Annotated in this window: 27 protein-coding genes and 1 tRNA gene; 10 read left to right on the top strand and 18 right to left on the bottom strand. The window is 72.1% G+C overall.

What is annotated here, in order from left to right:
• The first annotated feature begins 100 nt into the window (after positions 1 to 100).
• The gene (locus tag ACLQ2V_RS21005) at positions 101 to 1,249 is read left to right on the top strand and encodes an NB-ARC domain-containing protein (protein ID WP_425720236.1); all 1,149 of its coding nucleotides are present in this window, start codon (positions 101 to 103) and stop codon (positions 1,247 to 1,249) included.
• Positions 1,250 to 1,333: 84 nt separating this feature from the next.
• On the opposite strand, the gene ACLQ2V_RS21000 is transcribed toward ACLQ2V_RS21005, so the two are convergent.
• From ACLQ2V_RS21000 to alr, 5 genes are all read right to left on the bottom strand, one after another.
• Positions 1,334 to 2,017, bottom strand: a complete 684-nt coding sequence (locus tag ACLQ2V_RS21000) for a TcmI family type II polyketide cyclase (protein ID WP_425720235.1) — start codon at positions 2,015 to 2,017, stop codon at positions 1,334 to 1,336.
• A 53-nt stretch (positions 2,018 to 2,070) separates the two neighbouring features.
• Positions 2,071 to 3,297, bottom strand: coding sequence for a cytochrome P450 family protein (locus tag ACLQ2V_RS20995; RefSeq protein ID WP_425720234.1), 1,227 nt, complete (start codon positions 3,295 to 3,297; stop codon positions 2,071 to 2,073).
• Positions 3,294 to 3,614, bottom strand: a complete 321-nt coding sequence (locus ACLQ2V_RS20990) for a putative quinol monooxygenase (protein ID WP_425720233.1) — start codon at positions 3,612 to 3,614, stop codon at positions 3,294 to 3,296. The genes ACLQ2V_RS20995 and ACLQ2V_RS20990 overlap by 4 nt, the downstream gene beginning before the upstream one ends.
• A 161-nt stretch (positions 3,615 to 3,775) precedes the next feature.
• Entirely contained in the window at positions 3,776 to 4,438 is a 663-nt protein-coding gene (locus ACLQ2V_RS20985; RefSeq protein WP_425720293.1) for a M23 family metallopeptidase, read from the bottom strand.
• Between the two features lie 114 nt (positions 4,439 to 4,552).
• The gene (alr, locus tag ACLQ2V_RS20980; RefSeq protein WP_425720232.1) at positions 4,553 to 5,701 is read right to left on the bottom strand and encodes an alanine racemase; all 1,149 of its coding nucleotides are present in this window, start codon (positions 5,699 to 5,701) and stop codon (positions 4,553 to 4,555) included.
• Positions 5,702 to 5,916: 215 nt separating this feature from the next.
• On the opposite strand from alr, the gene ACLQ2V_RS20975 reads away from it, so the two are divergent.
• Entirely contained in the window at positions 5,917 to 6,867 is a 951-nt protein-coding gene (locus ACLQ2V_RS20975; RefSeq protein WP_425720231.1) for a DMT family transporter, read from the top strand.
• A 30-nt stretch (positions 6,868 to 6,897) separates the two neighbouring features.
• Here ACLQ2V_RS20975 and ACLQ2V_RS20970 read toward each other — a convergent pair whose 3' ends face one another.
• The 5 genes from ACLQ2V_RS20970 to ACLQ2V_RS20950 form a co-directional block, all read right to left on the bottom strand.
• The gene (locus ACLQ2V_RS20970; protein ID WP_425720230.1) at positions 6,898 to 7,572 is read right to left on the bottom strand and encodes an HNH endonuclease family protein; all 675 of its coding nucleotides are present in this window, start codon (positions 7,570 to 7,572) and stop codon (positions 6,898 to 6,900) included.
• A 78-nt stretch (positions 7,573 to 7,650) separates the two neighbouring features.
• Positions 7,651 to 8,946, bottom strand: a complete 1,296-nt coding sequence (locus ACLQ2V_RS20965; RefSeq protein WP_425720229.1) for a cellulose binding domain-containing protein — start codon at positions 8,944 to 8,946, stop codon at positions 7,651 to 7,653.
• Between the two features lie 139 nt (positions 8,947 to 9,085).
• Positions 9,086 to 9,229, bottom strand: coding sequence for a hypothetical protein (locus ACLQ2V_RS20960; protein WP_425720228.1), 144 nt, complete (start codon positions 9,227 to 9,229; stop codon positions 9,086 to 9,088).
• A gap of 156 nt (positions 9,230 to 9,385) precedes the next feature.
• A complete protein-coding gene (locus ACLQ2V_RS20955; protein WP_425720227.1) occupies positions 9,386 to 9,580 on the bottom strand; it encodes a DNA-binding protein in 195 nt (64 codons plus the stop codon).
• Between the two features lie 158 nt (positions 9,581 to 9,738).
• Complete coding sequence (locus ACLQ2V_RS20950; protein ID WP_425720226.1) at positions 9,739 to 10,425, bottom strand: Type 1 glutamine amidotransferase-like domain-containing protein; 687 nt, start codon at positions 10,423 to 10,425, stop codon at positions 9,739 to 9,741.
• Between the two features lie 229 nt (positions 10,426 to 10,654).
• Between ACLQ2V_RS20950 and ACLQ2V_RS20945 the strand changes: the two genes are divergently transcribed.
• A complete protein-coding gene (locus ACLQ2V_RS20945) occupies positions 10,655 to 11,758 on the top strand; it encodes an FUSC family protein (RefSeq protein ID WP_425720225.1) in 1,104 nt (367 codons plus the stop codon).
• Between the two features lie 14 nt (positions 11,759 to 11,772).
• Here the strand turns inward: ACLQ2V_RS20945 and ACLQ2V_RS20940 are convergent, their stop codons facing one another.
• From ACLQ2V_RS20940 to ACLQ2V_RS20925, 4 genes are all read right to left on the bottom strand, one after another.
• A complete protein-coding gene (locus tag ACLQ2V_RS20940) occupies positions 11,773 to 11,952 on the bottom strand; it encodes a hypothetical protein (protein ID WP_425720224.1) in 180 nt (59 codons plus the stop codon).
• A 2-nt stretch (positions 11,953 to 11,954) separates the two neighbouring features.
• Positions 11,955 to 13,130, bottom strand: coding sequence for a helix-turn-helix domain-containing protein (locus ACLQ2V_RS20935; protein WP_425720223.1), 1,176 nt, complete (start codon positions 13,128 to 13,130; stop codon positions 11,955 to 11,957).
• 10 nt (positions 13,131 to 13,140) lie between these two features.
• Positions 13,141 to 13,305, bottom strand: a complete 165-nt coding sequence (locus ACLQ2V_RS20930) for a hypothetical protein (protein ID WP_425720222.1) — start codon at positions 13,303 to 13,305, stop codon at positions 13,141 to 13,143.
• Between the two features lie 186 nt (positions 13,306 to 13,491).
• Positions 13,492 to 14,661 carry a helix-turn-helix domain-containing protein gene (locus tag ACLQ2V_RS20925; RefSeq protein WP_425720221.1) on the bottom strand — a complete coding sequence of 390 codons (1,170 nt, stop codon included), beginning with the start codon at positions 14,659 to 14,661 and terminating at the stop codon, positions 13,492 to 13,494.
• A 174-nt stretch (positions 14,662 to 14,835) separates the two neighbouring features.
• On the opposite strand from ACLQ2V_RS20925, the gene ACLQ2V_RS20920 reads away from it, so the two are divergent.
• The 3 genes from ACLQ2V_RS20920 to ACLQ2V_RS20910 all read left to right on the top strand — a co-directional run bounded on the left by ACLQ2V_RS20920 (position 14,836) and on the right by ACLQ2V_RS20910 (position 18,409).
• Positions 14,836 to 15,915 (top strand): helix-turn-helix domain-containing protein, encoded by a 1,080-nt coding sequence (locus ACLQ2V_RS20920; protein WP_425720292.1) that lies wholly within the window; start codon positions 14,836 to 14,838, stop codon positions 15,913 to 15,915.
• A 359-nt stretch (positions 15,916 to 16,274) separates the two neighbouring features.
• Positions 16,275 to 17,471 (top strand): hypothetical protein, encoded by a 1,197-nt coding sequence (locus ACLQ2V_RS20915; RefSeq protein ID WP_425720220.1) that lies wholly within the window; start codon positions 16,275 to 16,277, stop codon positions 17,469 to 17,471.
• Positions 17,472 to 17,938: 467 nt separating this feature from the next.
• Positions 17,939 to 18,409 carry a tyrosine-type recombinase/integrase gene (locus ACLQ2V_RS20910; RefSeq protein WP_425720219.1) on the top strand — a complete coding sequence of 157 codons (471 nt, stop codon included), beginning with the start codon at positions 17,939 to 17,941 and terminating at the stop codon, positions 18,407 to 18,409.
• Positions 18,410 to 18,535: 126 nt separating this feature from the next.
• Here ACLQ2V_RS20910 and ACLQ2V_RS20905 read toward each other — a convergent pair.
• Together ACLQ2V_RS20905 and ACLQ2V_RS20900 are read right to left on the bottom strand one after the other, a co-directional pair.
• Positions 18,536 to 18,607: transfer RNA gene (locus tag ACLQ2V_RS20905), tRNA-Val, on the bottom strand.
• Between the two features lie 86 nt (positions 18,608 to 18,693).
• Entirely contained in the window at positions 18,694 to 19,269 is a 576-nt protein-coding gene (locus tag ACLQ2V_RS20900; RefSeq protein WP_425720218.1) for a TIGR02611 family protein, read from the bottom strand.
• A 274-nt stretch (positions 19,270 to 19,543) separates the two neighbouring features.
• On the opposite strand from ACLQ2V_RS20900, the gene ACLQ2V_RS20895 reads away from it, so the two are divergent.
• Entirely contained in the window at positions 19,544 to 19,975 is a 432-nt protein-coding gene (locus tag ACLQ2V_RS20895; protein ID WP_425720217.1) for an SsgA family sporulation/cell division regulator, read from the top strand.
• 95 nt (positions 19,976 to 20,070) lie between these two features.
• Here ACLQ2V_RS20895 and ACLQ2V_RS20890 read toward each other — a convergent pair whose 3' ends face one another.
• Entirely contained in the window at positions 20,071 to 20,847 is a 777-nt protein-coding gene (locus ACLQ2V_RS20890) for a glucose 1-dehydrogenase (RefSeq protein ID WP_425720216.1), read from the bottom strand.
• A 214-nt stretch (positions 20,848 to 21,061) separates the two neighbouring features.
• Between ACLQ2V_RS20890 and ACLQ2V_RS20885 the strand changes: the two genes are divergently transcribed.
• Together ACLQ2V_RS20885 and ACLQ2V_RS20880 are read left to right on the top strand one after the other, a co-directional pair.
• Entirely contained in the window at positions 21,062 to 22,258 is a 1,197-nt protein-coding gene (locus ACLQ2V_RS20885; RefSeq protein WP_425720215.1) for a helix-turn-helix domain-containing protein, read from the top strand.
• A gap of 134 nt (positions 22,259 to 22,392) precedes the next feature.
• Entirely contained in the window at positions 22,393 to 22,848 is a 456-nt protein-coding gene (locus ACLQ2V_RS20880) for an RrF2 family transcriptional regulator (RefSeq protein WP_425720214.1), read from the top strand.
• On the opposite strand, the gene ACLQ2V_RS20875 is transcribed toward ACLQ2V_RS20880, so the two are convergent.
• Positions 22,781 to 23,527, bottom strand: coding sequence for a flavin reductase family protein (locus tag ACLQ2V_RS20875; protein WP_425720213.1), 747 nt, complete (start codon positions 23,525 to 23,527; stop codon positions 22,781 to 22,783). The two genes, ACLQ2V_RS20880 and ACLQ2V_RS20875, sit on opposite strands and share 68 nt — an antisense overlap.
• A 252-nt stretch (positions 23,528 to 23,779) precedes the next feature.
• On the opposite strand from ACLQ2V_RS20875, the gene ACLQ2V_RS20870 reads away from it, so the two are divergent.
• The gene (locus tag ACLQ2V_RS20870) at positions 23,780 to 23,959 is read left to right on the top strand and encodes a DUF4236 domain-containing protein (protein ID WP_425720212.1); all 180 of its coding nucleotides are present in this window, start codon (positions 23,780 to 23,782) and stop codon (positions 23,957 to 23,959) included.
• Positions 23,960 to 24,056: the final 97 nt, after the last annotated feature.

Genomic DNA, 24,056 nt, shown 5'->3' with positions numbered 1-24,056 from the left:
TTCTGTCGCTAACAGTGTGTCGGTGACATGACGCATCGTGCTTGACCAACCGCAAAGGGTGATAGAAGGTCGGTATCAGTTCCGGACCAGCGTCGATTATGTGGGGAGAACGCCGATGGGCCGGCTCACCCGTCCGCTCGTACCAACGGGTCCTCTGGCCGATTTCTACGAGCAGCTGCACGAGCTCCACCTCGCCGCCGGCCAGCCGAGTCTGCGCCGGCTGCAACAGCTGACCCGCGCGCCGGGTCGGCCCGCAGGGATCAACCCGACCTCGATCCACGCGGCCTTCGTCCGCCCTCGCCCGGCCCGGTGGGAGGTGGTGGGCGAGATCGTGCGGGCGCTCGGCGGCGACGTCGACGCCTTCGCGGTGCTGTGGCGGCAGGCCCGCCGCTGCCAGTTCCAGGACGAGGGGGAGCCGGTCGCCACGGTGCCGTGGGCGCCCGTCATGATCGGCCCCGTGCCCCGCGAGCTGCCCCCGGACGTGTTGCCGTTCACCGGGCGGGGCCAGGCCCGCAAGGTCCTCGACGGCCTGCTGACCGAGGGCGCGGCCCGACAGGCGATGACGACCGTGCTGATCAGCGGCGCGTGCGGGATCGGCAAGTCGGCGCTGGCCGTGCACTGGGCGCACCGGGTGGCCGCCCGCTTCCCGGACGGGCAGCTCTACGTCGACCTGCGCGGCGACGGCCCGGGGCGGGCGCCGTCTCCGACGGAGACGCTCACCGCCTTCCTCAACGCCCTCGGCGTCGCCACCGCCGACCTGCCCGGCACCCCCGCCGCCCTGGCCGCCCGCTACCGCACCCGGTTGGCCGGCCGGCGCGTCCTGGTGCTGCTGGACAACGCGGACACCACCGAGCAGATCCGCCCGCTGCTGCCCGCCTCGCCCGGCTGCCTGGTGCTGGTGACCAGCGGGGACAGCCTCGCCGAGCTGGTCGTGCGGCACGGCGCACGCCGGCTGGTGCTGGGTCCGCTGAGCACCGAGGCCGGGGTCGAGCTGCTGCGCGGGCTGGTCGGCGACCTGGTCGACGCGGAGCCCGGGGCGGCGTACGAGCTGGTTCGCCGCTGCGGCGGACGGCCGCTGGCCCTGCGGATCGCCGCGGAGCGGGCGACCGCCCAGGACGTGCCCGGCCTGGCCGCCCTGGTCGAGGCGAGCGCCACAGCGCACCGGCCGAGCGCACCGGCCGAGCGGGACCGGGGCCGGGCGGCGCTGGTGCACCACCCCGTCGACATGCCCCGGCTGCCGGTCGGCTGACCGCCACGCGCCGGCCGCCGGGCCACCGGCGAGACGTCACGGCCGGGCCACCGACGAGGCGTCACCGCCGCCGGGGGGCGGGGCTCAGTCCTCGGCCCGCCAGCGGTAGAACTCCTTGGCCACGGCGTCGGCCGGGCCGCGCCAGGTCTCCGGGTCGTACGGCGTGATGAACGCGTTCAGGTCCGCCATGATCTGCGCGAACGCCGGCTTGTCGTGGCTGTCCCGCATGGCCTGGCCGAACGCCGCGTCGGTGCGTTCCAGCAGGTGCAGGTAGACGTCGTCGATCGAGTAGAGCCAGCGCCCGGTGACGCCCAGCTCGATCGGCAGGGTCCCCGCGTCGGACTCGCCGAAGACCCGCGCGACGTGGGGTTCGGCGCCGGGCTTGATCCGGGCGACGATGACCGTCAGGTTCCCGTCACCGGCCTCCGCCGCCGGGGCCGCCTCCTCGTCCGGCACCCAGCTGTAGAACTCCTTCGCCACGGAGTCGGACGGGTTCTGCCAGTCCTTCGGGTACGGGGTGACGTACGGGGCGATGGCCTCGGCGATCTGCTGGAACGCGGGCAGCCCCCGGGCCTTGCCCAGCGACGTCCTCGGGTCGATGTTCCGCTCGATGACGTGGATGTAGAGGTCGTCCAGGGAGAGCAGCCTGCGGCCGATCACGCCGAGGTCCTGCGGTCGGGTCGTCTTGTCGTAGTAGCCGAAGACGTCGCCGACGGTGCCCTCGCTGCCGGGCACGATGTGACACACGATCACGGATCGGAAGACCATTGCTGCTCCTGTCGATGGATTGGACGTTGACCGAATGGACGGTGCTGCCGGCGTCACGGGTCGAACCGGACCGGAAGCTCCAGCAGGCCCCGGAACGGCGACGCCGCCGGCAGCCGGCGTAGCTGCCCCGCCGGCACCGCCAGCCGCAGCCCCGGCAGCCGGCGCAGCAGGGCCCCGAGGGCGAGTTGCGCCTCCATCCGGGCCAGCGACACCCCGAGGCAGTAGTGCACGCCGTGGCCGAAGCCGAGGTGCGGGCCGCGCTCGCGGCCCAGGTCGAGGCGGTCCGGGTCGGCGAAGTGCGCCGGGTCGTGGTTGGCGGAGTTGAGCACCACGCCGACGATCGACCCGCGCGGGATGCGTACGTCGCGGTACTCGACGTCCTCGGCGGCGACCCGGGGGCTGGCCACCGGCAGCGGGCCGTCGAAGCGCAGCAGCTCCTCGATCGCCGCGGGCAGCAGCTCCGGCCGGGCCCGCAGCGCGTCGAGCTGGTCGGGGTGGGTCAGCAGGGCGACCACGGCGTTGCCGAGGAAGTCCGCGGTGGTCTGGTGCCCGGCGAAGAGCAGCAGGAACGTGGTGGTGACGAGTTCGGCCTCGGAGAGCGCCCCGTCCCGGTCGCAGGCGGCGATCAGGGCGCTGATCAGGTCCTCCGCCGGGTGGTCGCGGCGGGCGCGCACCAGGTCGGCGAGGTAGTGGTGCAGCCGCAGTTGCGCCTCCTGCACCGCCGCCCGTTCCTCCTGCGGGCTGCGGTGGGCCGACCCGGACGTCCTGATCACCTGCGTCCAGTCGAGCACCCGCTCGTGGTCGGTCTCCGGGATACCGAGCAGGTCGCTGATGACCATCATCGGCAGCGGGATGGCGAACTCCCCCATCAGCTCCGCCTCGCCCCGGGGGGCGATCTTGTCGAGCAGGGCCTCCACCAGCTGCGCCACCCGGGGCCGCAGCGCCTCGATCCGGCGCGGGGCGAACGCCTGCGACACGATCCGGCGCAGCCTGGTGTGCTCCGGCGGGTCCGAGTTGAGCATGTTCTTGTTCAGGCCCTCGGAGTTCGGCCCGAAGAGCCGCAGGTAGTGCCGGTCGGGGCCGTAGAGGTCCTTGGAGAGCCGGGGGTCGGTCAGCGCCGCCCGCGCGTCGTCGAACCCCGTGATCAGGTACGAGTCGAACCGGGGCGAACTGACCGGGCAGACCGGGGCGTGCGCCCGCAGCCGGGCGAAGGTGGGATAGGGGTCGGCGGCGAACGCGTCGGTGTAGAGCTCCGACGCGGGGACGGGCTGCTCGGTCATCGCGACTCCCCGGTCTCGCCGCGCACGACGTACAGGACCTGATAGGTGTGTCGCTGCGCGGACTCGCGCAGGTCGCGGACCGCGCGCAGCAGGTGGTCGCGGTGTTCGCTGCGGCCGAAGGCGTCCAGCCGTTCGCGGTCGGCCCAGTCGCTGATGATCAGGTAGCTGCGGGGGTCGTCGGCGTCGCGGACGAGATCCTGGTGCAGGCAGCCGTCGAGGGTGCTGATCTGCTCGGCGGCGAAGCGCCACGCCGCCTCGAACCGCTGCTCACAGCCCGGCCGGGTCCGCATCGCCAACACCGTGCGTACCGTGGTCATCGGGCCACTTCCCGGGCCTGACGCATTCCGCTCATGAGCTCTCCTTCGCCGACGTGATGCCAGCGAAGTCTCTGCGGCCCGGCGTCACCCCGGCGTCACCGGAGGCCAACCGGTGTGGGCGGCCGGTGACACCCCGGTGACACCGGCCGTGCAGGCGACGGCTACGACCGGCCGGGGGCGCAGTTGTTGCTCTTGCGCCGCACCGTGTACTCCCGGTCGTCGACGGTGATGCCGGACGGTTTCCCGTCGAAGTGGGTCTCGACCTTCTCCCAGCCCCGGCGCTGCTCGTAGTGCAGGTGCGGGGCGCCCGAGTCGCCGGTGCTGCCGACCCGCCCGATCTGCTCGCCCCGGACGACCCGCTGGCCGACCCGCACCGGCGGCGGTTCGAGCAGGTGCAGGTACTGCGTCTCCCACCGGCCGCCGTGGTCGATCTTCACCCAGTAACCGCCGCCCCGGCCGCGCGGGCCGTCCGGGTCCTGTGGCGTACGGCCGCCCAGCGCGCCGTTGATCCCCGCCTCGGTGACCTCGCCGTCGGCGGAGGCCAGCACCGGCCGCCCCCACGCCTCCCCCTTGGTGGGGAAGAGGTCGACGTCGTACTCGCCGTGGCCGGGATAGGTGCCGAGCTGCCAGGTCTCACCGCAGGCGACGGGGAGCTGGAACGGTGGGCGCGGGCCCGGCGGCCGCAGCAGCGGCACCACGAGCACGGCGACGGCCAGCAGCGCGGCGGCCAGGGCGAGCAGGGCGACACCGCCGACGATCCAGCGCCGGGCGGGACGGTTGACGCGGTGCCCTCTCGGGTGGCCGGTGTTCACCTTGCCGAGCATGACAGGTGCCGGCACCCGCGCCCACCGCGCGCCCTGCGGACCGCGCCCACCGCGCGGTCCGGCCCCGGCGCGGCGCGGACCGTGCGCACCGCGCGGTCCGGGCCCGGCGCGGCCTCAGCGGGCGTACGTCCGGGGCACCCGCGCCCCGATCCGGGTGACGATCTCGTAGGAGATCGTCCCGGCCGCCTCCGCCCAGTCCTGGGCGGTGGGCTCGCCCCGGTCGCCCGGCCCGAAGACCAGCACCTCGTCGCCGGGCGCGGCGGCCGACCCGCCGAGGTCGACGACGAACTGGTCCATCGCGACGACGCCGCAGACCGGCCGACGGTGTGCACCCACGAGCACCTGACCCCGGCCGCTGGCGTGCCGGGGAATGCCGTCGGCGTAGCCCAGCGGCACCAGCCCCAGGGTGGTCGGCGTCGACGTGCGGTGCCGGTGGCCGTAGCTCACCCCGGTCCCCGCCGGCACCTGCCGCACCGCCGCCAGCCGCGCCGCCAGCGACATCACCGGCCGCAGGTCGAAGTCGGCCGAGCTGCCGTGCGCGGTGGCGGGCGACAACCCGTACAGCGCCACCCCCACCCGGACCAGGTCGAAGTGCGACTGCGGCAGCAGCAGGGTCGCCGGGGAGTTCGCCAGGTGCCGCACCTCGAGGCGGGCCCCGGCCCGCTCCGCGACCGACACGGCCTGCCGGAAGGCCGTGAGCTGGGCCGCCACCGACGGGTGCCGTGGCTCGTCGGCGCAGGCCAGATGCGACCAGACCCCCACCACGTCGACCGCGCCGGCCGCCTGGGCGGCCAGCGCCGCGTCGACCAGCGGCCCCCACTCGGCGCTGCTGGCGCCGTTGCGGCTCAGGCCGGTGTCGGCCTTCAGGTGGATGCGGGCGGGGCGGCCCGCGCGCCGGACCGCCGCCACGACCACGTCCAGCGCCCACCGCGCGCTGACCGAGATGTCGATGTCGGCGGCGACGACCGGCGTCAGGTCGGCATTCACCGTCCAGAGCCAGGTCAGGATCCGCCCCGGCACGCCGGCCGCGCGCAGCTCGAGGGCCTCGGTGGGCAGGGCCGCGCCCAGCCACTGCGCGCCGGCCGCGCGCGCCGCGACGGCGCAGGGCACCATGCCGTGCCCGTACGCGTCGGCCTTCACGACCGCCATCACCGCCGCGCCGCCCACCCGGTCCTGGAGGGTACGCACGTTGTGGGCCAGGGCGCGCAGGTCGATGCGGGCCTCGTTCGGGGAGTCGACGGCGTCGGGCGCGGCAACGGTCACGGTGACAGGCCCCCCGGCGCGATTCGACGTCTCCGCCCGAGTCGATGTGCCCGCCCGCGCGGGCGGCAGCGTCGACTCGGGGCCAGGGTATCAGCGTGTCATTTGCGGAATGCGGGGATTGCGCGGCGCGGTCGCGGCTGTCGCCTGCCCCGCGCATCGACGGAATTCACCTAGACTCGCGCGGAGTCCAGGTTGGGCGGCGAGGGGATCTCCGAATGTCGACCGTGGAGAACAAAACTGGGTCGCGGGCCCCCGGGCTGCTTCTCGCCGGGGCGGGCGTCCTCATCTTCTCGCTGACGCTTCCCGCCACCCAGCTCGCCGTGGCGGATCTGAGCGCCTGGACGGTCGGGATCGGCCGGGCGGTGGTGGCTGCGGTGCTGGCCGGGGCCTGCCTCCTGGTGGCGCGGGCGCCCTTTCCCGGTCGGCAACACCTCCGCAGCCTCTCGATCGTCGGATTCGGTGTCGTTCTCGGTTTCCCGATCTTCACGGCACTCGCCCTGCGGGGCACCGATTCCGCGCATGCCGCGGTGGTCATCGGGTTGCTGCCGATGGCGACGGCCATCTTCGGCAGACTGCACGGTCAGGAACGCCCGAACGCGCTGTTCTGGATTGCCTGCGCGGCCGGCGCAGTCGTGATCACCGTATTCACCTTCCGGCACGGATTCGACGGCATCGGCCCCTGGGACCTCTTCCTGGTCGCGGCGCTGGTGACCGGTGGGCTCGGCTATGCGGAAGGGGGAAGGCTGGCCAAGGCGGTGCCGGGGTGGCAGGTCATCTCCTGGGCGCTGCTGATCACGCTGCCCGTCTCACTGCCCGCGACGATCGCCGCCATCCTGCTCAGCCCCGCAGGCGAGGTGTCGAGGGCCGGATGGATCGGCTTCGCCTACGTCTCCGTATTCTCGATGTTCATCGGCTTCTGCGCCTGGTATCCGGGGCTCGCCTTGGTCGGCATCGCCAAGGGCAGCCAACTGCAACTCTTTCAACCCCTGCTCACGGTGGGCTGGGCCGGCCTTCTGCTCGGCCAGGCCGTGGACGCCGTCACCCTCGTCGCGGCCGTCCTGGTGCTGCTCTGCGTCGGCGCCTCGCAGGTGGCCAAGCTGGCCGCCGTGGCGCCCCCGGGACGGGCCGAGGCCCCGGCGACGGCCAGCAGCGGAGAGCGCCGCTGAGGCCGCGCCGGGCTCTTCAGCCCTCCGGCGTCAGTAGGAGCAGGTGTTGAGCATGGTCTGCAACGCGGACTTCTCCGAGGACTGCAGGGTCAGGCCCCAGTTGTACTTCACCGTGATCCACATCTTGCTGTAGGCGCACCGGTACGACGACAGGGGCGGCTGCCACGTGGAAGGGTCCTGGTCGCCCTTGGCCTGGTTGACGTTGTCGGTCACCGCGATCAACTGCGGACGGGTGAGGTCGTTGGCGAAGCTCTGCCGGCGGCTGGTCGTCCAGGAGCTGGCGCCGGAGCGCCAGGCCTCGGCCAGCGGCACGACGTGGTCGATGTCGACGTCGGAGGCCGCCGACCAGCTCGCCCCGTCGTACGGGCTGTACCAGCGGCCGGAGGTGGCGGCGCACGAGCTGTCGGTCACCACGGAGGTGCCGTCGCGCTTGAGGACCTGCTCGCGGGTGTTGCAGCTGCCGCTGACCGTGATCCAGTGCGGAAAGAGATCACGGGAGTAGCCACTGGAGGAGCCCTGCGCCGCCACGGTCAGGGCGTTGAGCTGCGACTGCGCCGTCGCCTTCGACGGAATGCCCGGCGGGCCGGCCGAGGCCGGCTGGGCGTTCACCACGGCCAGGCTGATCCCGGCGAGGGCGGCGACGGCGACCGCGGCGACGCGACGCGGGGCCCGGGGACGGAAAGCGACAGACGGTACGACCGACATGAGCGGGGACCTTTCGTCAGAAGGTGGACGGTAACCGTCCAGTGACGATCATGTCAATCGATGATTGTCTGGGCCGCCTCAGCTTCCGGTGCAGGTGACGGTGGCTGCGCCGCCACTCCCCGTGCCCTGGAAGCCGAAACTCGTGGCCTGCCCCGCAGCCAACGACCCGTTGTAGCCCTGGTTCACGACGGTGATGGTGCCGCTGGTGCCGCTGGCAACGCCGTTCCACAACGAGCTGACCGACACGCCGCTGCCCAGGTTGAGGGTGACCCGCCAGCCGGTGAGCGCGGTGGTTCCGGCGGTGACGCTGACGGTGGCGACGAATCCCCCGTTCCACTGGTCCTGCACGGAATAGACCGCGGTGCAGGCGGGGGCCCCGGTAGGCGGCGGACTGGTCGGCGGCGGACTGGTCGGCGGCGGGCTGGTGGGCGGCGGGCTGGTCGGCGGCGGGCTGGTCGGCGGCGGGCTGGTCGGCGGCGGGCTGGTCGGCGGCGGGCTGGTCGGCGGCGGGCTGGTGGGCGGCGGGTCGCCGTCGAGGGTCAGGTTCTTCTGCTGGACCGTCCACTGGCTGCGGCACAGCCCGCAGTCGGGGCCGACGAAGTTGGCCCCGGCGGTGGTGTCCCCCTTCAGGCGCCACTTCAGGTAGAGCACCGCCACGCGGCCGAACTCGCCGCCGTTGGGCTGGTCGTAGGTGCCGCCGTGCCCGACGTTCAGGTTGCCCATGAAGGCGGGCAGCCCGGCCGGCAGCTTGCCCCAGTCGTCCATGGCATTCGGGTACGCGATGTCGCTGGGCCCGCCGACGAAGTAGGCGATCGGCTTGGTCAGCCTCCTGAGCTGGTAGTCATCGGCATCGTTCAACAGGCCGCTGCTGAAGATGCCGGTCGTGGTGACGCGGGGGTCGTTGGAGACGGCGTATGCCTCCAGCCCTCCGCAGGAGAATCCCGCGACGGCGATCTTCGTCGTGTCGAGCTTGCCGTAGTACTTGCTGCCCTGCCGGGAGTTCTCGGCAACCGCCCAGTCGATGGACTGGGTGAGCATCTGGGCGTTGGTGGAGCCGGATCCGTTCGGCGCTCCGTTGGCGATGGCGAGGAAGCCGTGGGAGGCGATCTCGCGGAGGAAGTTGCCCTGCGAGAGGCCGTTGGCCGAGCAGCCACCGTTGCCCCAGACGACGATGGGCAGGCGCTCCGCCGGAAGCGTCTGCGGCCGGAAGATGGTGTGGTTGGCCAGGGTGGCCGAGGTTTCGTAGTCGGCGGGGTAAGGGCCGGAACCGCCGACCGCGGCGTCGGCCGGCGTCGCGCCGAGTGCCATGATCACGGCGGCGGCCGGGACGATGGCGGCCACCAGTGCCGCGTAGATCTTCGGTTTTCTCTTCATCGACCCCTCCAGCGGTGTCCCGCTGGCGCTCCCCGCCGTGGCGGTAGGCAGGTGGGCGATCCGACGGGAGTTCTCTCTGCAGTCACTATCACCGCTACAACGAAGAGCGTCAATGGCTTCGGTGCCATGCGGCGTGCGGCTACCGGGTCGGCAAGGGCGCGACCGGACGTACCGCCGTGAACTGGGAATGCTCGTACCGGACGGCGGAGAGCAGCAGCAACCACTCGTCGCAGCCCTGCCACGGGTGCCGGACCTGCGCGACCGGCAGCGGGTGTCGGGCCATCAGGAACGGCTCGACCCGTACCTCACGAACCGGTCGGTGATCGACGACGCTGGCGAAAAAAGGGTTCCAAAGGCGGCGAACGCTAGCAGCCGGTGACGTTTGGCATACCTCGGGCAGCCTCGGCCTGCCCTCACGGCGATGGTGCACTCCTCGCGCCTATTCCAGGCTCAGATTCTGCTGCTCCAGCGCGCTCTGGATGATCCCGAGCGCTCTCGGCCCCATGCCGTGCAGCTTGGCCAACTCCGCGCGCGGCACCCCGACAAGGTCCCGCAGCGCCGAATAGCCGGCGTTGTTCAGGGCGCGCGTCGCCGGCGCACCGATCTTCGGCAGGGTGTCCAGGGGCGAATTCACGCCGCTGATTTTAGGCGAAACCTGCGACCCGACCCGGTCGACGACGCCGTTCGCCCCGCCGATCACCTACCTGGCCGCCGTACCGTGCCGCTGCCGCCGTTCGTCGTTGTGGACCCGCCGCCCTGTGCAGGGCTGGCCCGGCTGTAGGGACGGCTCGGTCAGGGGTTGATCCGTTGCCAGTCACCTTCGGAGACGACCTCGACGGTGCCGTCGACCACCTTGATGGCGGTGTTGTCGTCGATGGCGTAGGTCGGGACCGGGATTCCGGACGCCCACTTCTGGATGTCGGACAGGTCGGTGTCCTCCATGGTCGGATGATTGAGGTGGGGATACAGCGTGAAATCGACCAGCCCCAACGCCCGGTCGGCACCCTGCGCCATGTCGCTGTCGTCGGGGACGAATTGAAGGTCGAATTCGGCGTCGCAGTTGTACTGGGTGACCGCGATGCTCCCGGCGCTGACCCCCACATAGACCGTGTCACTCAGCGACGGCAGGAGGTCGGCCAGGCCCGACTGGCGCAGCCAGTAGGTCAGGTACAGCACATCGCCGCCCCAGACCAGCAGGGCATCGGCCTCCCGGACCGCCGGGACCCAGTTCTCTTCTCGGATGGTCGGCAGCGCGCTGAGCTCCAACAGCCCCAGGGACTTCCAACCGAGCTGGGTCAGCGGGATCGAAGCCTGGCCGTGGATCGCCTTCCACGCCCTCTCGCCCCCGCCGGGGAAGGGGTGGACAGCGGTGGGCACGAACAGGGCCGTGGCCTCGGCGATCGGCTTGCCCAGCAGGTCGACGAGCGCGTCGGAGATGCTCGGGTTGCAGACGCCCCCCGACGTGAGAAGGAACTTCATCAAATCCGCTCTCCTGAGGCCACCGCAGGACGGCCATCATGTTACCCATCGGCACCAACGTCCCGGCTCGCCAACGCAGGGCCGGCGACTGTGGCCGTGACCTGCTCAAACGCTCGCGTGCCGTCCGCCACCCGAGCGGTTGGGCAGGTCACGGCCAGGGTAGTGGCCCTCCTCGCGGAAGATCAATCGGCGGCCGGTCCCGGTCCGCCCGGGGATGGGGGTGCCGCCGGTGCGGACCTGGAGGCGCAACGCCGTCGCGCGGCTGCGGGGCGACGGGATGACCGTGGTCGAGCTGACCGCCGCTGCGGTGGTCGCCTGGCTCGTGGCGGCGGTGGTGATCGGTCACCCGGACCCGTTCTTCGCCCCGACCGCCGCGCTCGTCGTGCTCGGCGAGTCCCGCGGGCGACGGCTGCGGCAGACCGTCGAGATCCTGCTCGCCGTGGCCGCCGCCGTGCTCGTCGCGGAGGTGCTGGTGTACGCCCTGGGCCCGGGCTCCGGGACGGTCCTGCTGGTGCTGTTGCTGACCACCACGACGCTCGTGGCGATAGGGGCCCGCCGTGCCCTGGTCGTGCAGGCCACCGTCTCGGCCATGTACCTGGTCGTGGTCGCCGCCCCGAGCGGGACGCTGATGCCGTTCCGCTTCGTCGACGCGCTCATCGGCGGTGCGGTGGCGCTGGCCGCCAGCCAGCTGATGGCCGCCCGCGACCCGCTGGCGCCGCTGGTGGCGCAGGCCCGGAGCAGCTACACCGACCTGGCCGACCTGCTGGCCCAGGTGAACGTGGCGCTGCGGGACTGCGACGAGGATGCCGCCCGCGCCGCGCTGGACCAGGCCCGGCAGGTGGACGACTGCGTCGCCCAGCTACAGGCCGCCGTACTCGCCACCGGTGAGACGCTGCGGTTGGGGCTGCGCCGCAGGCACCTGGGCAAGCTCGTCGAGGTGGAGGCGACGCTGCGGCAGCTCGACTATGCCGCCCGCAACATCCGGGTGCTGGCCCGGGCCGGCTCGACCCTGACCCGCCGGCACACCGCCACGCCGCCGGAGCTGGGCGCCTCGATCGACGCGCTGACCACCGCCGTACGGTCCGCCGGGGAGGCCCTGGCCCGCGACCTCAGCGGCACCGACGCCGACCGGCACGCGCAGCGGGCCGACGCGGCGGCCCTGGAGGCGGTACGGATCGCCGCTGGCCTGCTGCGGACCGACCCACCCCTGCCGGTCACCATGATCGTCGGGCAGATCCGGGCGACCGCGATCGACCTGCTGCGCGGCGTCGGCCACGACGACGTGACAGTGCTGGACCGGGTGGACGAGGCGCTCGGTCTGAGCCGGGCGTGACCCCCGGACGCTCCTCACGGCTGCCGCGAAAGGCCGAGCAGCAGGTTGCGGGCGGCGGTGGCCACCGGGCAGTCCTGGATGCGGCAGACCCGGCAGCGGCCGTCGGGTCCGGGCCGGTGCTGGCGCAGGACCGTTCGGGCGGTGAGGATCAGTCGGTTGCGGATCTGCGCCAGGGTCAAAAACGGTCCGGTCATGCTCAGGTGATCCCGAGTTCGGCGGCAAGCCGGACGGTCGCGGCGGGTGCGGCCGGGTCGCGGACCACCTGGGCGAGGACGCCCCGCCCGGCGGGGCGGTGGCGGATCTCGGACGGCGCGGTCCGCTCGGCGTCGAGCAGCCTGCGGCCGGCGGTGGCGGGGTCGTCGGTGTGCAGGTAGGCGCGGGCGGCGTCGATGAGGTGGGCGGCGCGGTGTTCGACGGGCAGCCACCGCCAGGCGTCCCGCCCGGTGGTCTTCTCGTGCCAGGCCACCGCCTCGGCCGCGTTGCCGAGCTCGAGGGCGGCGGCGACCCGCGCCAGGTCCACCGCCGTGGGCCCGAACGCGGTCCGGTGATGGTCGTGGCCCTCGCCGACGCGGGCGGCCATGTCGGCGGCCTCGTCGAGCAGATCGGCGGCGCTGTGGTCGTCGCCGCTCCGGGCCGCCGCCAACGCGGCCTGCACCAGCAGCGTCCCGCACAGCGACACCTCCGCGGGGCCACCCGCGCCGGGGTCGGGCGGGGCGATCCGGTACGCGGCGGCCAGCGCCGCCGACTTCGCCGCCCGCGTCCTCCCGCCCGCGCGCAGCGCCTGACCGAGCTGAACGGTGGCAGTCGCCACGAGGACCGGATTGCCGGTGGCGGTGGTCATCGCGCGGTCTGCGGCCAACCACGCCAGGTCCGCCTCCCCGAGCTTGACCAGCAGCGCCGCCGTCACCCGGTACACCCCCACCAACAGCCCCCGACCCGCGTGCGGGCTGTCGGCGTGGACGCGCTGCGCGCCGGCCAGCAGGCCCGGCACCACGGCGATCACCTGCGGATACCGGGCGTGCTGGAACAACACCCACGCATGCTCCACGTCCCGCACCAACCGCCCCACCGGCACGACACGGCGGCCCGCCGGCCGACCAAGGGCGATCTCGTACGTCGACAGCGCCTCCCGGATCCGCTCCACGCCCTCGACCCGCTCGCTCACGTCGGCGGGCTGAGCGTCCCGGCCGAGCAGCACCGCCGTGTCGATCCGCAGGACGGTGGCGATGTCGCGCAGCGTCGACACCTTGTCCAGCGACCGCACCCCCCGCTCGACCTTGTCCACCCAGCTCTTCGACTTGCCCAACCGATCGGCGAAGACCTGCTGCGACAACTTCCGCCGCCCCCGCCAGTACGCCACCCGCCTACCCACGGGCAACACCTCACCGCTGCCCACGACGCCACCGCCGATCGGGTACCGCCCGGGTTGTCTCCTCCACCGGTATCCGCTCCGCCTCAGCCTGCGCGAGGATGCGCTGCCGTGCGGCCTCCCGCTCCGCCGCCTGGACCTGCTCGCCCCGGTCATCGACCGGCTCGGCGTCACCCATCTGCCCCACCTCCACTGTGTGAGGGCGCGGCGGCGTGCTCTTGGAAGGACCGACACCACCGCGCCCGGCTCCGAGCGGGTCGCGGCCACCTGGTGTGCGCTGATCCCACCCTCGAACACAGCATCGAGCGATCAGACGGTCACGCAAAGGTGCTGGGTGTCCGCTGGCCAGGGCGGCTGTCCTCTATCAGTCGGCGGGTCGGTACGCCTGGTACACCTCGCGCAGCACCGACGCCTCCGCCGTGCCGGTCTGCTCGACCCGCCGGAGCACCTCGCGCGCCCGCCACCAGTTCGACGGGGCCACCCGCCCGGACCGGATCGCCTCGGCGGCCACCGCGCCGGCCTCGTCGGGCTGGCCGGCGGCCACCAGCGCCAACGCCAGGTCGAGTCGGGCAGAGGCGGACCGCCTCGGCCGGTCGCCCCCGTCCCCGCGCGGGTCCAACTCCGCCAACGCCACCCGGGCCACCTGCTCGGCAGCCGGGTCGCCCGCCCACGACAGCGTCGTCGCCGTGTATGCCAGCGCCTTCGTCGGGTCGTACCGGTAATGGTGCTCGGCCCGCTCCGGCACGGGCAGGTTCGCGGTAAGCCGTTCCAGGCGGTCCAGCGCGTCACGGGTCCGCCGCACGTCACCCACCCGCGCCCACGCCCGCGCCTCCTGGGCCGTCGCCTGGATCTGCGCCGAGCTCCCCCGAGGTGCCACCCGCTGGGCCTGCTGAGACAGGCCGATCGCCTGCCGATGCTCGCCCTGGGTGAGCAGGTCCCACGCCCGGGTCTCCAGGCACCACGCCTGAATCTCCGCGTGTTCGGCATGGTCGGCGAGGGTGGCGGCGGCGACTAGGTGCGCACCTGCCGCAGACCGCTGCTGAAGATCGATGTGCACCGTCGCCCGCAGCACCGTCAGCCAGCCGCCGGCGATGATCAGCCGCCGCCGCTGCGTCAGCGTCCCCCGACCGTCGAGCAGCCGGCCCACATACGCCAGGTGCGTCCGCACCTGCGGGAGCAGGTCCACCGGCCGGGTCGTCGCGTACGCGCTGGCCAGGTCGTCGACGCTCGCCTCGATCCGGGCGAGCGTCTCGGCGCTGACGTCGCTGGCCCGCACGCGGGCGGGCAGGTCATCGGCCTCGGCGTCATGGTCGACAGGCTGACCGACGAGCCGCGCGAGCGCACCGCCGGCCCGAAGGACCTCATCAAGATGACGGGCCGTCTCGGGCGTCGGGGCCTTGGTGGACGTCTCCAGATCGTGCACGTGACTCTTGCCCCGGTGCGCGAGCTGCCCGAGCGCCCGCAGCGACAGACCCCGGTCGGCGCGCAGCGCCCGCAACCGGGCCCCGAACCGCGGATCGACGTACGACACCACGACGCTCCCACTAGAGGAAGGACGACCGCACCAGCTCTCATCAGCAGACAACCACTACCGACAGTGCATGGGAAATGATAGATCGTGACCTAGGTGAAGTCGAACGCTGGGGCGATGGCACGACTACGATGTGGAATTGCTTCGATGCTTCCGGACGCTTTCAGCAGGGGACCGATGGATGACCTCGGCGCACAACTGAGGCAGGCTCGCATTGAGGCGAGAGTTACGCTGGCCTCCATCGCGGCCCGCACCTGCTACTCCGCCTCGCACCTGAGCAACGTCGAAGCGGGACGCCGGACCGCGACGCCGGACATCGTGCTCGCCTACGCGCGAGCGTTGGGAGACCCGGACGTGAAACGCAGAGACCTCCTCGCCGCCGCCACCATCGGCCCGATCGCCGCCAACGAACTCATCCGCTCCGGCTTCACCGCCGCCCTGGCCGGACAACGAGACGACGAGGACCGCTGGCGAGACCGCGTCGACCAGTACGGCCGCGACTACATGGAAATCGGGGCCGACTCCCTACAGACCCGCCTCGCCGGCGACCTCGTCGTCCTGCAACAACAACTCGACACCCCGACGATGTGGGCCGTTGCCGCCCGCGCACTCACCACCTACGGCAAGACCACCAAGGACCCGGCAGAGGCCATCGGCTGGTACGACACCGCCCGCATCGCCGCCGACCGCTCCGACGACCTGGCCGTCCGAGTCTGGGTACGCGGCCGGGCCGCCATCGCCCTGGCCTACGAAGGCGCGGCCCTCCCCACCGCCCAGCGGTACGCAGACGAAGCACTCGCCCTCTCCGACCGCCCCTCCCTCGGCCGACTTCAGGCGCTGATGGCCCGCGCACACGTCGCCGCCGCCCGGGGCGACACCGCCGCAGCCATCGCCGCCGACCAGGACGCCCGACGCGTCTTCGACCTCACCGGCTCACCGGACGACGAAATCTCCGACGCCGCCGTGCCGGCCTGGCGCATGGCCACCTTCCGATCGATGCTCTACGCCCGACTCGGCATGGTCCGCCCCGGCGAGCAAGCCCAGACAGACGCCGACCGACTCCGACCCGCAACGCTCACCCGATTCGCCACCCACATCGAACTACACCGCGCACTCATGATGACCAAAGCAGGCGACCGCCCCGGCGGACTCACACACGCCCGACGAGCATGGGCCACGCTCCCCGCAGACCGCCGCTCACAGACCCTCAGCCTCGTCCTACGAGAAGTCGAACAAGCCGCACGCCGGTCCCACTGACTCAACAGGAACACAGACCCATCGCTTGCAACTTCTACGAACTCTGTTCGGCATGCTCTCGATGATCGCAACCTCGAGCGCTTGTCTGGGTCAGACCGCCGGCGATCTCCTCGTCCCGGCTCTCGCTGTCACCGTTGCTGTCGGCAGCTTCCACAGCGCCCCGATACCTGCTCACCAGCCACGAGCCAGGAGGACCGACCTGCGGTTTAAGTTTTCAGGCTGCGACCTGGGTCGTGCTCAGATGGCGTAGTACTTCGCGAGAACTGTCAGACATGACCGTTACCCTCGGAGGACAACCTATGCAGCTCTGCCGATTCACTCGGCTGAGCAATCAGAAGCTCCGCCGCTTTGGGGGACCAGTGACCCAACCTGTCTGGCAACAACTCGACCCGCTCGCCTACAACGACGGCGTGTTCTACGTGTCCGCCATGATTGAGTTGCAGCCACGCCAGCCCGCCTGGGGGCACCCCGACGAGCCTGATCTTCGCGACCGCCTTGTCAAAGATCGCCCTCATGGGATCGGCGGTAAAAAGTTGCTCTGCCTGCTCTGCATGCGCTATCAGGCCCAACAACGACTTCCTCGTGCACCGGTCTGGCTGACTTTCGTAGAGGGACGGTACGGCCCGATATTTCGCCATGAGGATGGCCGCTCGCCGCACCCGGAACATCAGCCCGAAACCGACACCCACAAGGCGCTCAAGGAGCGCAAGGCCCGCACGTGGGAGTCCTCCGGCGGCACAGTGGAGGTCGAGGTTTGGCGGCCACGCGCCCGTCGCCGCCCGGACGTCCTGGCCGTCGGCCCCGCGCTGACCGTGGCCGGCGAAATCCAGCACTCCAAGGAGACCCCGCGCACCATCCAGGCCCGACAACGGGCACTCCACAAGACCGGCGATCGTGTGGTGTGGACCACGGACCGTGGCGCCGACGACATCACGTTCCTGCACCCGGTACCGCACCTGTCTGTGCCTGCCCTCGGCGATTACCGCCTATACCTGGCCGCGCCCCGGCTAGAGATCGGCACAGGTGCCATCACGTTCGAGACGCAGAGGTGTGGGTGGGCGGACCTCTGGACTGGCACGAGTCGCTGCCCAGTCACCCGAAAGGCCGTACCGTGCGGGCGCTTGCACCTCTACCCGACGTTGAACCCCCGCAGCTACAGTCGCCAGAAAGCCGCCACGACCGCCGTGTTCCCGTGTGGTCCGCGCCCTCACCTCGACCATCTGCTGGAGGGCATCCTGCACGGCTCCTGGCTACCGTACCGGCACCGCGACCGCGTCAACTGGATCCCGGCCGGCGACCATCCTGAGGTCGTCGCCGAGCGGGGCGGAACCGTGGAATTGGCCGAGAGTGGAAGTGCCCCGCGTCGCGACGGGACAAGTAAACGAGCCTGCGAGCGCCGGTACGGAAGGGCCATGGCCCAGGGTGACTCGCCCGAGGTGGAGAACCTATCCCTGTGCTGCGGCGAGAAGCCGCCTGGGCGTGCTGGGCAACCACTGGTTCTCGCCTGCCAGCTCTGCCTGAAATCGCCGACCTACTACCGCCGAGGAGCGATTTAGGTACAGTCGCCAGTCGGCCACCGATGTCCGTGGTCATCCCTTACCGATCGCACCCGTCGTCACCCAGATGGTCGCTCGCTCCAGCGCGGTAGGGTCACGGAGTGAATTACGTGCCGGCCTTCTGCCAGGGGTGCATGGGAAGCACTCGACACGCTGAACTTGATGAACTCGTGTACGAGTGCCAGGGTTGCGGGAGCCTGCGTGGTCACCCCTCGGCCCGTCCGCTCTTCGCTCAGGATGTCGAGACTGAGGGGTGGTGCGAAAGCTGCGGCTGTAACCAATACTGGACCGGGGTTTCTGAGCATCTCTACGCCTGCGGATCATGCGGTGCCCAATCCGGCCAGCGTCCTATCGGCCGTTGAACCCAGGCAGCCGCATAATGCGCCGCCGTCCCGTCTGCCATTGACCCGCTCGGTTGAGGGCGTGCCGCCTTCCGGTCCGCCGCACCAAGACGGCTTGACGCAAGCTTGAATGGGCGAGACGCTGGGGCTGACCTGGGAAGACATCGACCTCGACGCCAGAAAGTTGACCATCGGCCGGCAGCTACAACGCATCCGGGGGAAGCTGCTCCACCGCGACACCAAGACCCAGGCATCCGACGCCCTCGTTTCCCAACATCTGGTGACCGCACTCAAACTGCGAAGCGAACAACGCGACGGGGCACGACAGGCCGCCGAAACTCATGGCAGGAATCCGACCTCGTATTCACCACCCGTTATGGCATACCCATCGAGCCGCGTAACCTCCAACGCTCCTGGCAGACCCGGTGCGACAGGGCGGGAGTCAAGTCGATCACCGTCTACGACGCCCGCCGCACCGGCGAAACGCTGCTCGCCGACCTCGACGTTTACCCGAGAGTCGCCATGCAGATCCTCCGGCATGCCCGATTCTCCGTGACGTTGGAGATCTACACCCATGCCTCGTCTAAGGCGATCTGAGAAGCCCTCAAGCGTCTGGGCGACTCGCTCGGTCGCTGACACCGTTGCCGTACTGCGCTGTTGGACACCAGCAGAAAGGCCACCTCCCGAACCCGGGAAGCGGCCTCTGACCTGCGGAACTGAGAGTGGGCGATGCTGGTATCGAACCAGCGACCTCTTCGGTGTGAACGAAGCGCTCTCCCACTGAGCTAATCGCCCTCAGCGCCGTTGACTCTACCCGATCGGGTCACCGGACCGCGAATCCGGGGTCGGCACCCCGGCCGGTGCGCCGGCCCGCGCCTCGGTCAGTGCGTCGCGAGGTAGTGCAGCACCCGGGCCACCAGGTCGATGCCCAGGCTGTACTTGAGCGAGAGCCAGACCACCACGGAGACGAAGACCAGGCCCACGGCGCCCAGGACGAACCGCACCGGCAGCGACTGGCGGGTGACCCACCGGGTCCAGCGCTGCACGTGCCCTCGGGTGAATGCGAGCAGCCGGCGGGCCCAGTGGAACTCCACGGCCCAGATGCCCAGCCCGGCGATCACCAGCAGCCAACCGGGGCCGGGCAGCGGGATCAGGGCGATGCCGACGGCGACGACGAGCGCCCCGGCGACGGAGACGGCGATCTTGAGGGTGACGCGGCCGGTGGGGTTGGACCGGATCAGGTCGAGGGTGGTGTGCACCCGTTGCCGCAGGCGTCCCCGGCGGCGTTCGGCGACCGCCGTCCCGCCGCCGACCGCCGGGCTGTCGGTGCCGTCCGGGCCACCCCGGCCATGCTCTTCCTCGGGCACTGCGCACCTCCGCCTTTCGGCTGCGCGGAGCCCTCCGTTCGGAGGGCCGGGCCGGGCCGAGGCATCCACTGAGGAACGGTTCGTGACCATTTCGTCTCCCAGTGCCGCCCCGGCCCGTCACTCCATCGGACCACTGGACGTTACCGGAGTAAGTCGACGTCTGAACAACCCCGACACCGGGCGGGATCAACCACTGGGCAAAACCGGATATCGTACAAGAATTTTCACATTCTAGCGGCGTTTCCGACCCCCTTCCCACCACTGGGTGAAGTCAGCGTATGGCGGAGCGTAGCCAGGAGTAGCACCTGAGTATGGGAAAAGCGGGACACGCGCGTTCCGCAGCGGTGCCGGGGGGAGAACGTCCATGAGTGTCATTCGACCGACGACCGTAGAGGTCGAGACGTCGCTAAGGCTCGTCGCGCCTGACGCCACCGCCTTGCCGGTGCGTGCCAGCCTGCGTTACGACCCTGCTGATCCGTATGCGGTCCATGTCCTGTTCCACGCCGAGTCTGCCGGCGGCGAGGCGGTGAGCTGGTCCTTCGCCCGCGAGCTGCTGGTCACCGGCCTGGACGAGCCGGCCGGTATCGGCGACGTCCGGGTCTGGCCGTGGGCCACCCCGCGCGGCGACTTCGTCGCGCTGGCGCTGTCGTCGCCCGACGGCAACGCCCTGTTCGAGGTGCCGCGCAGCGTCCTGGTGCGCTTCCTGCGGCGGACGTACGTCGTCGTCCCGCGCGGCCGGGAGGCCGACCACCTGGACGTCGACACGGCGGTGAACCGGCTGCTCGCCGGCCGCTGACCAGCACCGAGCCGGAGCCGCGCGGATCTGCCGAGTCCGCGCGGCTCCGACCTTCTCAACCCGGTGGTACGCCCACAGCGCCCCGCCGTGCGCCCTCAGCCGTGCGTCGTCAGCCCGCCGTCGACCGGGATGACCGCGCCGGTGAGGTACGCCCCGGCCCTCGACGACAGGTAGATGGCGGTGCCCGCCATGTCGTCGGGGCGCCCGATCCGGCCCAGCGGGACCTGCTGCGCGACGGCCGCCCGGGAGTCCGGGTCGTCCAGGGCGAAGGCCATCATCTTGCTCTCGAACGGCCCCGGCGCGATCGCGTTGACCGTGATCCGCTCGCCGGCGAGCTGGTGGGCGAGGCTGCGGGTGAGCATGTGCACGGCCGCCTTGGTCGCGGAGTACGCGTACACCTCCATCGCCGGCACCCGGATGCCGTCGACCGAGCCGATGTTGATCACCCGGGCCGGGTCGTCCTCGCTGGCCGCCGCGCGCAGCGCCGGCAGCAGTGCGGTGGTGAGCCGGAAGACGGCCTTGACGTTGACCGCCCAGAGCTTGTCGAACGCGGCCGGCGGATACGACTCCAGCGGCGCACCCCAGGTGGCCCCGGCGTTGTTGACCAGCACGTCGAGCCGTTCCACCCGCTCCCGGACTGCCGCGGCCAGCCCCTCGGCCCCCTCGTCGTGGCCGAGGTCGGCGGGGATCGCCGCGCAGCGACCCTCGGCGGAGAGCTCCTTGGCCACCGCCGCGCAGACGTCCGCCTTCCGGGAGGAGATGATCACGTCCGCGCCGGCCCGCACGAAGCCCCGCGCGATCATCAGCCCGATGCCCCGTGAGCCCCCCGTGACCAGCACAGTCTTGCCTTCGACCGAGAACAGATCCGTCATGCCCATCCCATCGCCGTCGCGGGGCCGCCGGTGGTCCGCCGGACCAAGGCGCTACCGATCGGTAACCTAATCCGCCGCCGCACCGCCGACAAGCACCGAGGGGCGAACCGCCGCAGCCCGCGCGCCAGCCCGAGACCGCGCCCCCACCGAGCGCGGCCGACGCCGGTTGGCGTCGGGATGCGACCGCCTCGGACGCGGGCTACCGTCGCAGGCGATGGTCCCCTCCGGTCAATCCTCCCCGGCAAGCCCCGCCGACCAGTCGACGCCCCGCTCTGGCCTGGCGAAACTCCGGCCCGCGCCCGCGCCCGCGCCCGCGCCCGGGACCGACACCGCCGGCCCCGCCCCCGCGACCGCCCCAGCCGCCGAGCCTGCCGCCGCCGCCCGTGCCGTCGGCATCGCCGCCCTCGCGCTCGGCGACCTGACCCCGGATCCGCAGTGGCGGCGTCCCGTCCTGCTCGACACGGAACTCCTCGTCCTGGTCACCGGCGGCCACGGGACCGTCGAGGTGGATTTCCGGCCGCTGCCCTGCCGACCCGGCACGCTGCTGCGGACCCGCCCCGGCCAGGTGCTGCGCTGCCTCGGGGCTGCGCTCGACGCGGTGGTGCTGCGCTGGACGCCCGCCGCCCTGCCCCGAGATCCGGCCCTCGACGTCGACGACGACGGCGTCGTGCCGACGTACCGGCAGCTCACCGGCGAGGACGGGCACGAGATGCTGGACGAGGTGACCCGGCTGGCGGTGGACGTGCGCCGGCAACCGGACGTGCCCGCCGCCCGCGCCCTGCTGCGCCACCGCCTCGCCGTGCTGCTCCTACGCCTCACGTTGCTCTCCCCCACCGCGCCGAACGCCACGGCCCGCGCCGCCCCGGACGCCACTATCCCCACCGCGCCGGACGGCACGGGGGCAGTTGACACCACGGGGGCCGGGCGGTCGCGTGCCGAGAATCGGACCTTCCAGCAGCTCTGCCACGCGGTCGAGCGTGGTTACCGGCACACCCGCCGGGTGGAGGACTACGCGGCGCTGATCGGTTGCTCGGTGCGTACCCTCACCCGGGCCTGCCTGGCGGTGACCGGGCGCAGCGCGAAGCAGGTGATCGACGAGCGGGTGGCCCTGGAGGCCAGCCGGCTGCTGGCCGCCACCGACGAGCCGATCGCCCAGATCGGCCGCCGGCTCGGCTTCCCCGAGCCGACCAACTTCGGCCGCTTCTTCACTCGCGAGGCGGGTGTCAGTCCGGGCGCGTTCCGGGCGGCCCGGGGCCGACCGGCCCCGCGAACGGCAACGGCCCCCGGGCCGGCGCAGCCGCAGCCGGCCACCGCCCCGGCGCAGTCGCGCCCGGCCACCGCCCCGGGGCAGTCGCGGCCGGCCACCGTGGCGCCACGACCGCGGGCGGCCGCCGTACCGCAACGGCCATGATCGGCGCCGTACCGCAACGGCCGTGACCGGCCGCCTACGGCGACGGGGTGGCAGGACAAGGCGGCGGGCCCGGCGGTACGGCCCCCCGCCGCCCACCGCCCCGCCGGGCCGGTCGGGGCGGGCATGATGAGGGGGTGCAGATCTCCGCGCGCGGCGACTACGCGGTACGGGCGGCCCTGAGCCTGGCCACCGCGTACCCTTCCCTGCTTTCCACCCAGGCCATCGCGGCGGAGCAGGACATGCCGCGCAAGTTCCTGGAGGCGGTCCTGGCCGACCTGCGCCGGGCCGGGCTGGTCCGGGCCCAGCGGGGCGCGGAGGGCGGCTACACGCTGGCCCGACCGCCGAAGGAGGTCAGCATCGGCGCGATCCTGCGCGCGGTCGACGGCCCGCTGGCCGGGGTGCGCGGGATGCGCCCCGAGGAGACCAGCTACGAGGGGGCGGCGGAGAACCTGCCCCGGCTCTGGGTGGCCGTCCGGGCGGCGGTGCGGCAGGTGGTCGACGAGGTCAGCCTGGCGGAGATGATCAGTGGCCGGTTGCCGAGTCACGTGCGGCGGCTGATCGCCCGCCCGGATGCCTGGCAGCCCCGCTGACGTCGGCCCGCCGGCACCGCGCGCCCGCCTGGGCCCGGTGACCCGGGCCGCCCTGCCCCGCCCCGAGGGCCAGCGGTTCGGCGATGACGACGGTGTGGGCGCCGGCCGTCACCCGGTGCACCACCCGGCAGAGCAGCACGGCCAGCGCCGCGTCGAGCAGCGGCACCCCGAACGGGCCGACGGTCCAACCCGGACGCCCCGCGCGCCGGCCGGCATCGGCGGCGGCGAAGACGCGGGCGGCCTCGGCGGCGTCGACAAAGGCGCGGTCGACCTCGGCGGCGAAGGCGCGGGCGGCCTCACGCTGGCCGGAGGGCAGCAGGTGCACGGCCAGGTGCTCGGTGCGCTCGATCGTCGGACGGCTCGACGAGGCCCGGTCGAGGCAGAACGACACCAGCGGCGGATCCGACGACGCCGAGGTGAACGAGGTGGCGGTGCAGCCGGCCGGTGCCAGTGAGGCGCGGCCTCGGCGGACGGGAAGCCCCGGGGCGGTGACGACGGTGACGGTGCCCGCACGGCGGCGCAGCAGGGCCCCGAGCAGGTCGGTGTCGACCGGGCGCAGCTCGATGGCCCCGGCCGTCGACCGGTCCATGGTGGGCACCCCGTCGCCGCGCCGCTGCGGTGGGCGGGCCAGCTCCACGTGCGAGCGCACCGTGCGGCGAAGCTCGTCCCGCTGCGACATGGACTCATGCTGCCCGCGCGCCGCGCGGCCGGTCAACGATCTTCCACCTGCTGGGAAGACAGTCATCCGACGGGTGTAGACACGGCGTTCACCAGCGGATCACGCCCCCACATCACCCACCCGTTTGGTGGAGATTGCACGGCCCGGCCAGCCGCGCGGTCCAGTCCGGACGGTGACGGGGTTTCGCGAATCGGCGGTTCGGGCATGTTCATTCGCGACAGGGCAGGTAACGACGATGAAGGGAGGCCCGCGATGGGCCTGATGTTCCGCAAGCGCAAGAAGTACGGTCCGCTGATCCTCAACTTCACCGAGAACGGCTTCTCCTCGTGGAGCATCAAGATCGGCCGTTGGTCGTGGAACTCCAAGGCCAAGGCACACCGCGTCGACCTGCCCGGCCCGCTGTCGTGGAAGCAGGACAAGTCCCGGGCGTGACCTCCGGGAGTGGGGGGGGGGGGGGGGGGGGGGGCGGGCCCCCCCCCCCCCCCCCCCCCCCCCCACCCCCACCCCCCCCCCCCCCCCCCCCCCCCAA

It is taken from the genome of Micromonospora sp. DT233, assembly GCF_049841815.1.
In the GTDB taxonomy this organism is placed as follows: domain Bacteria; phylum Actinomycetota; class Actinomycetes; order Mycobacteriales; family Micromonosporaceae; genus Micromonospora.
The sequence above is the reverse complement of the archived record's forward strand: the minus strand, read 5'-3'. Positions and strand labels throughout refer to the sequence as shown.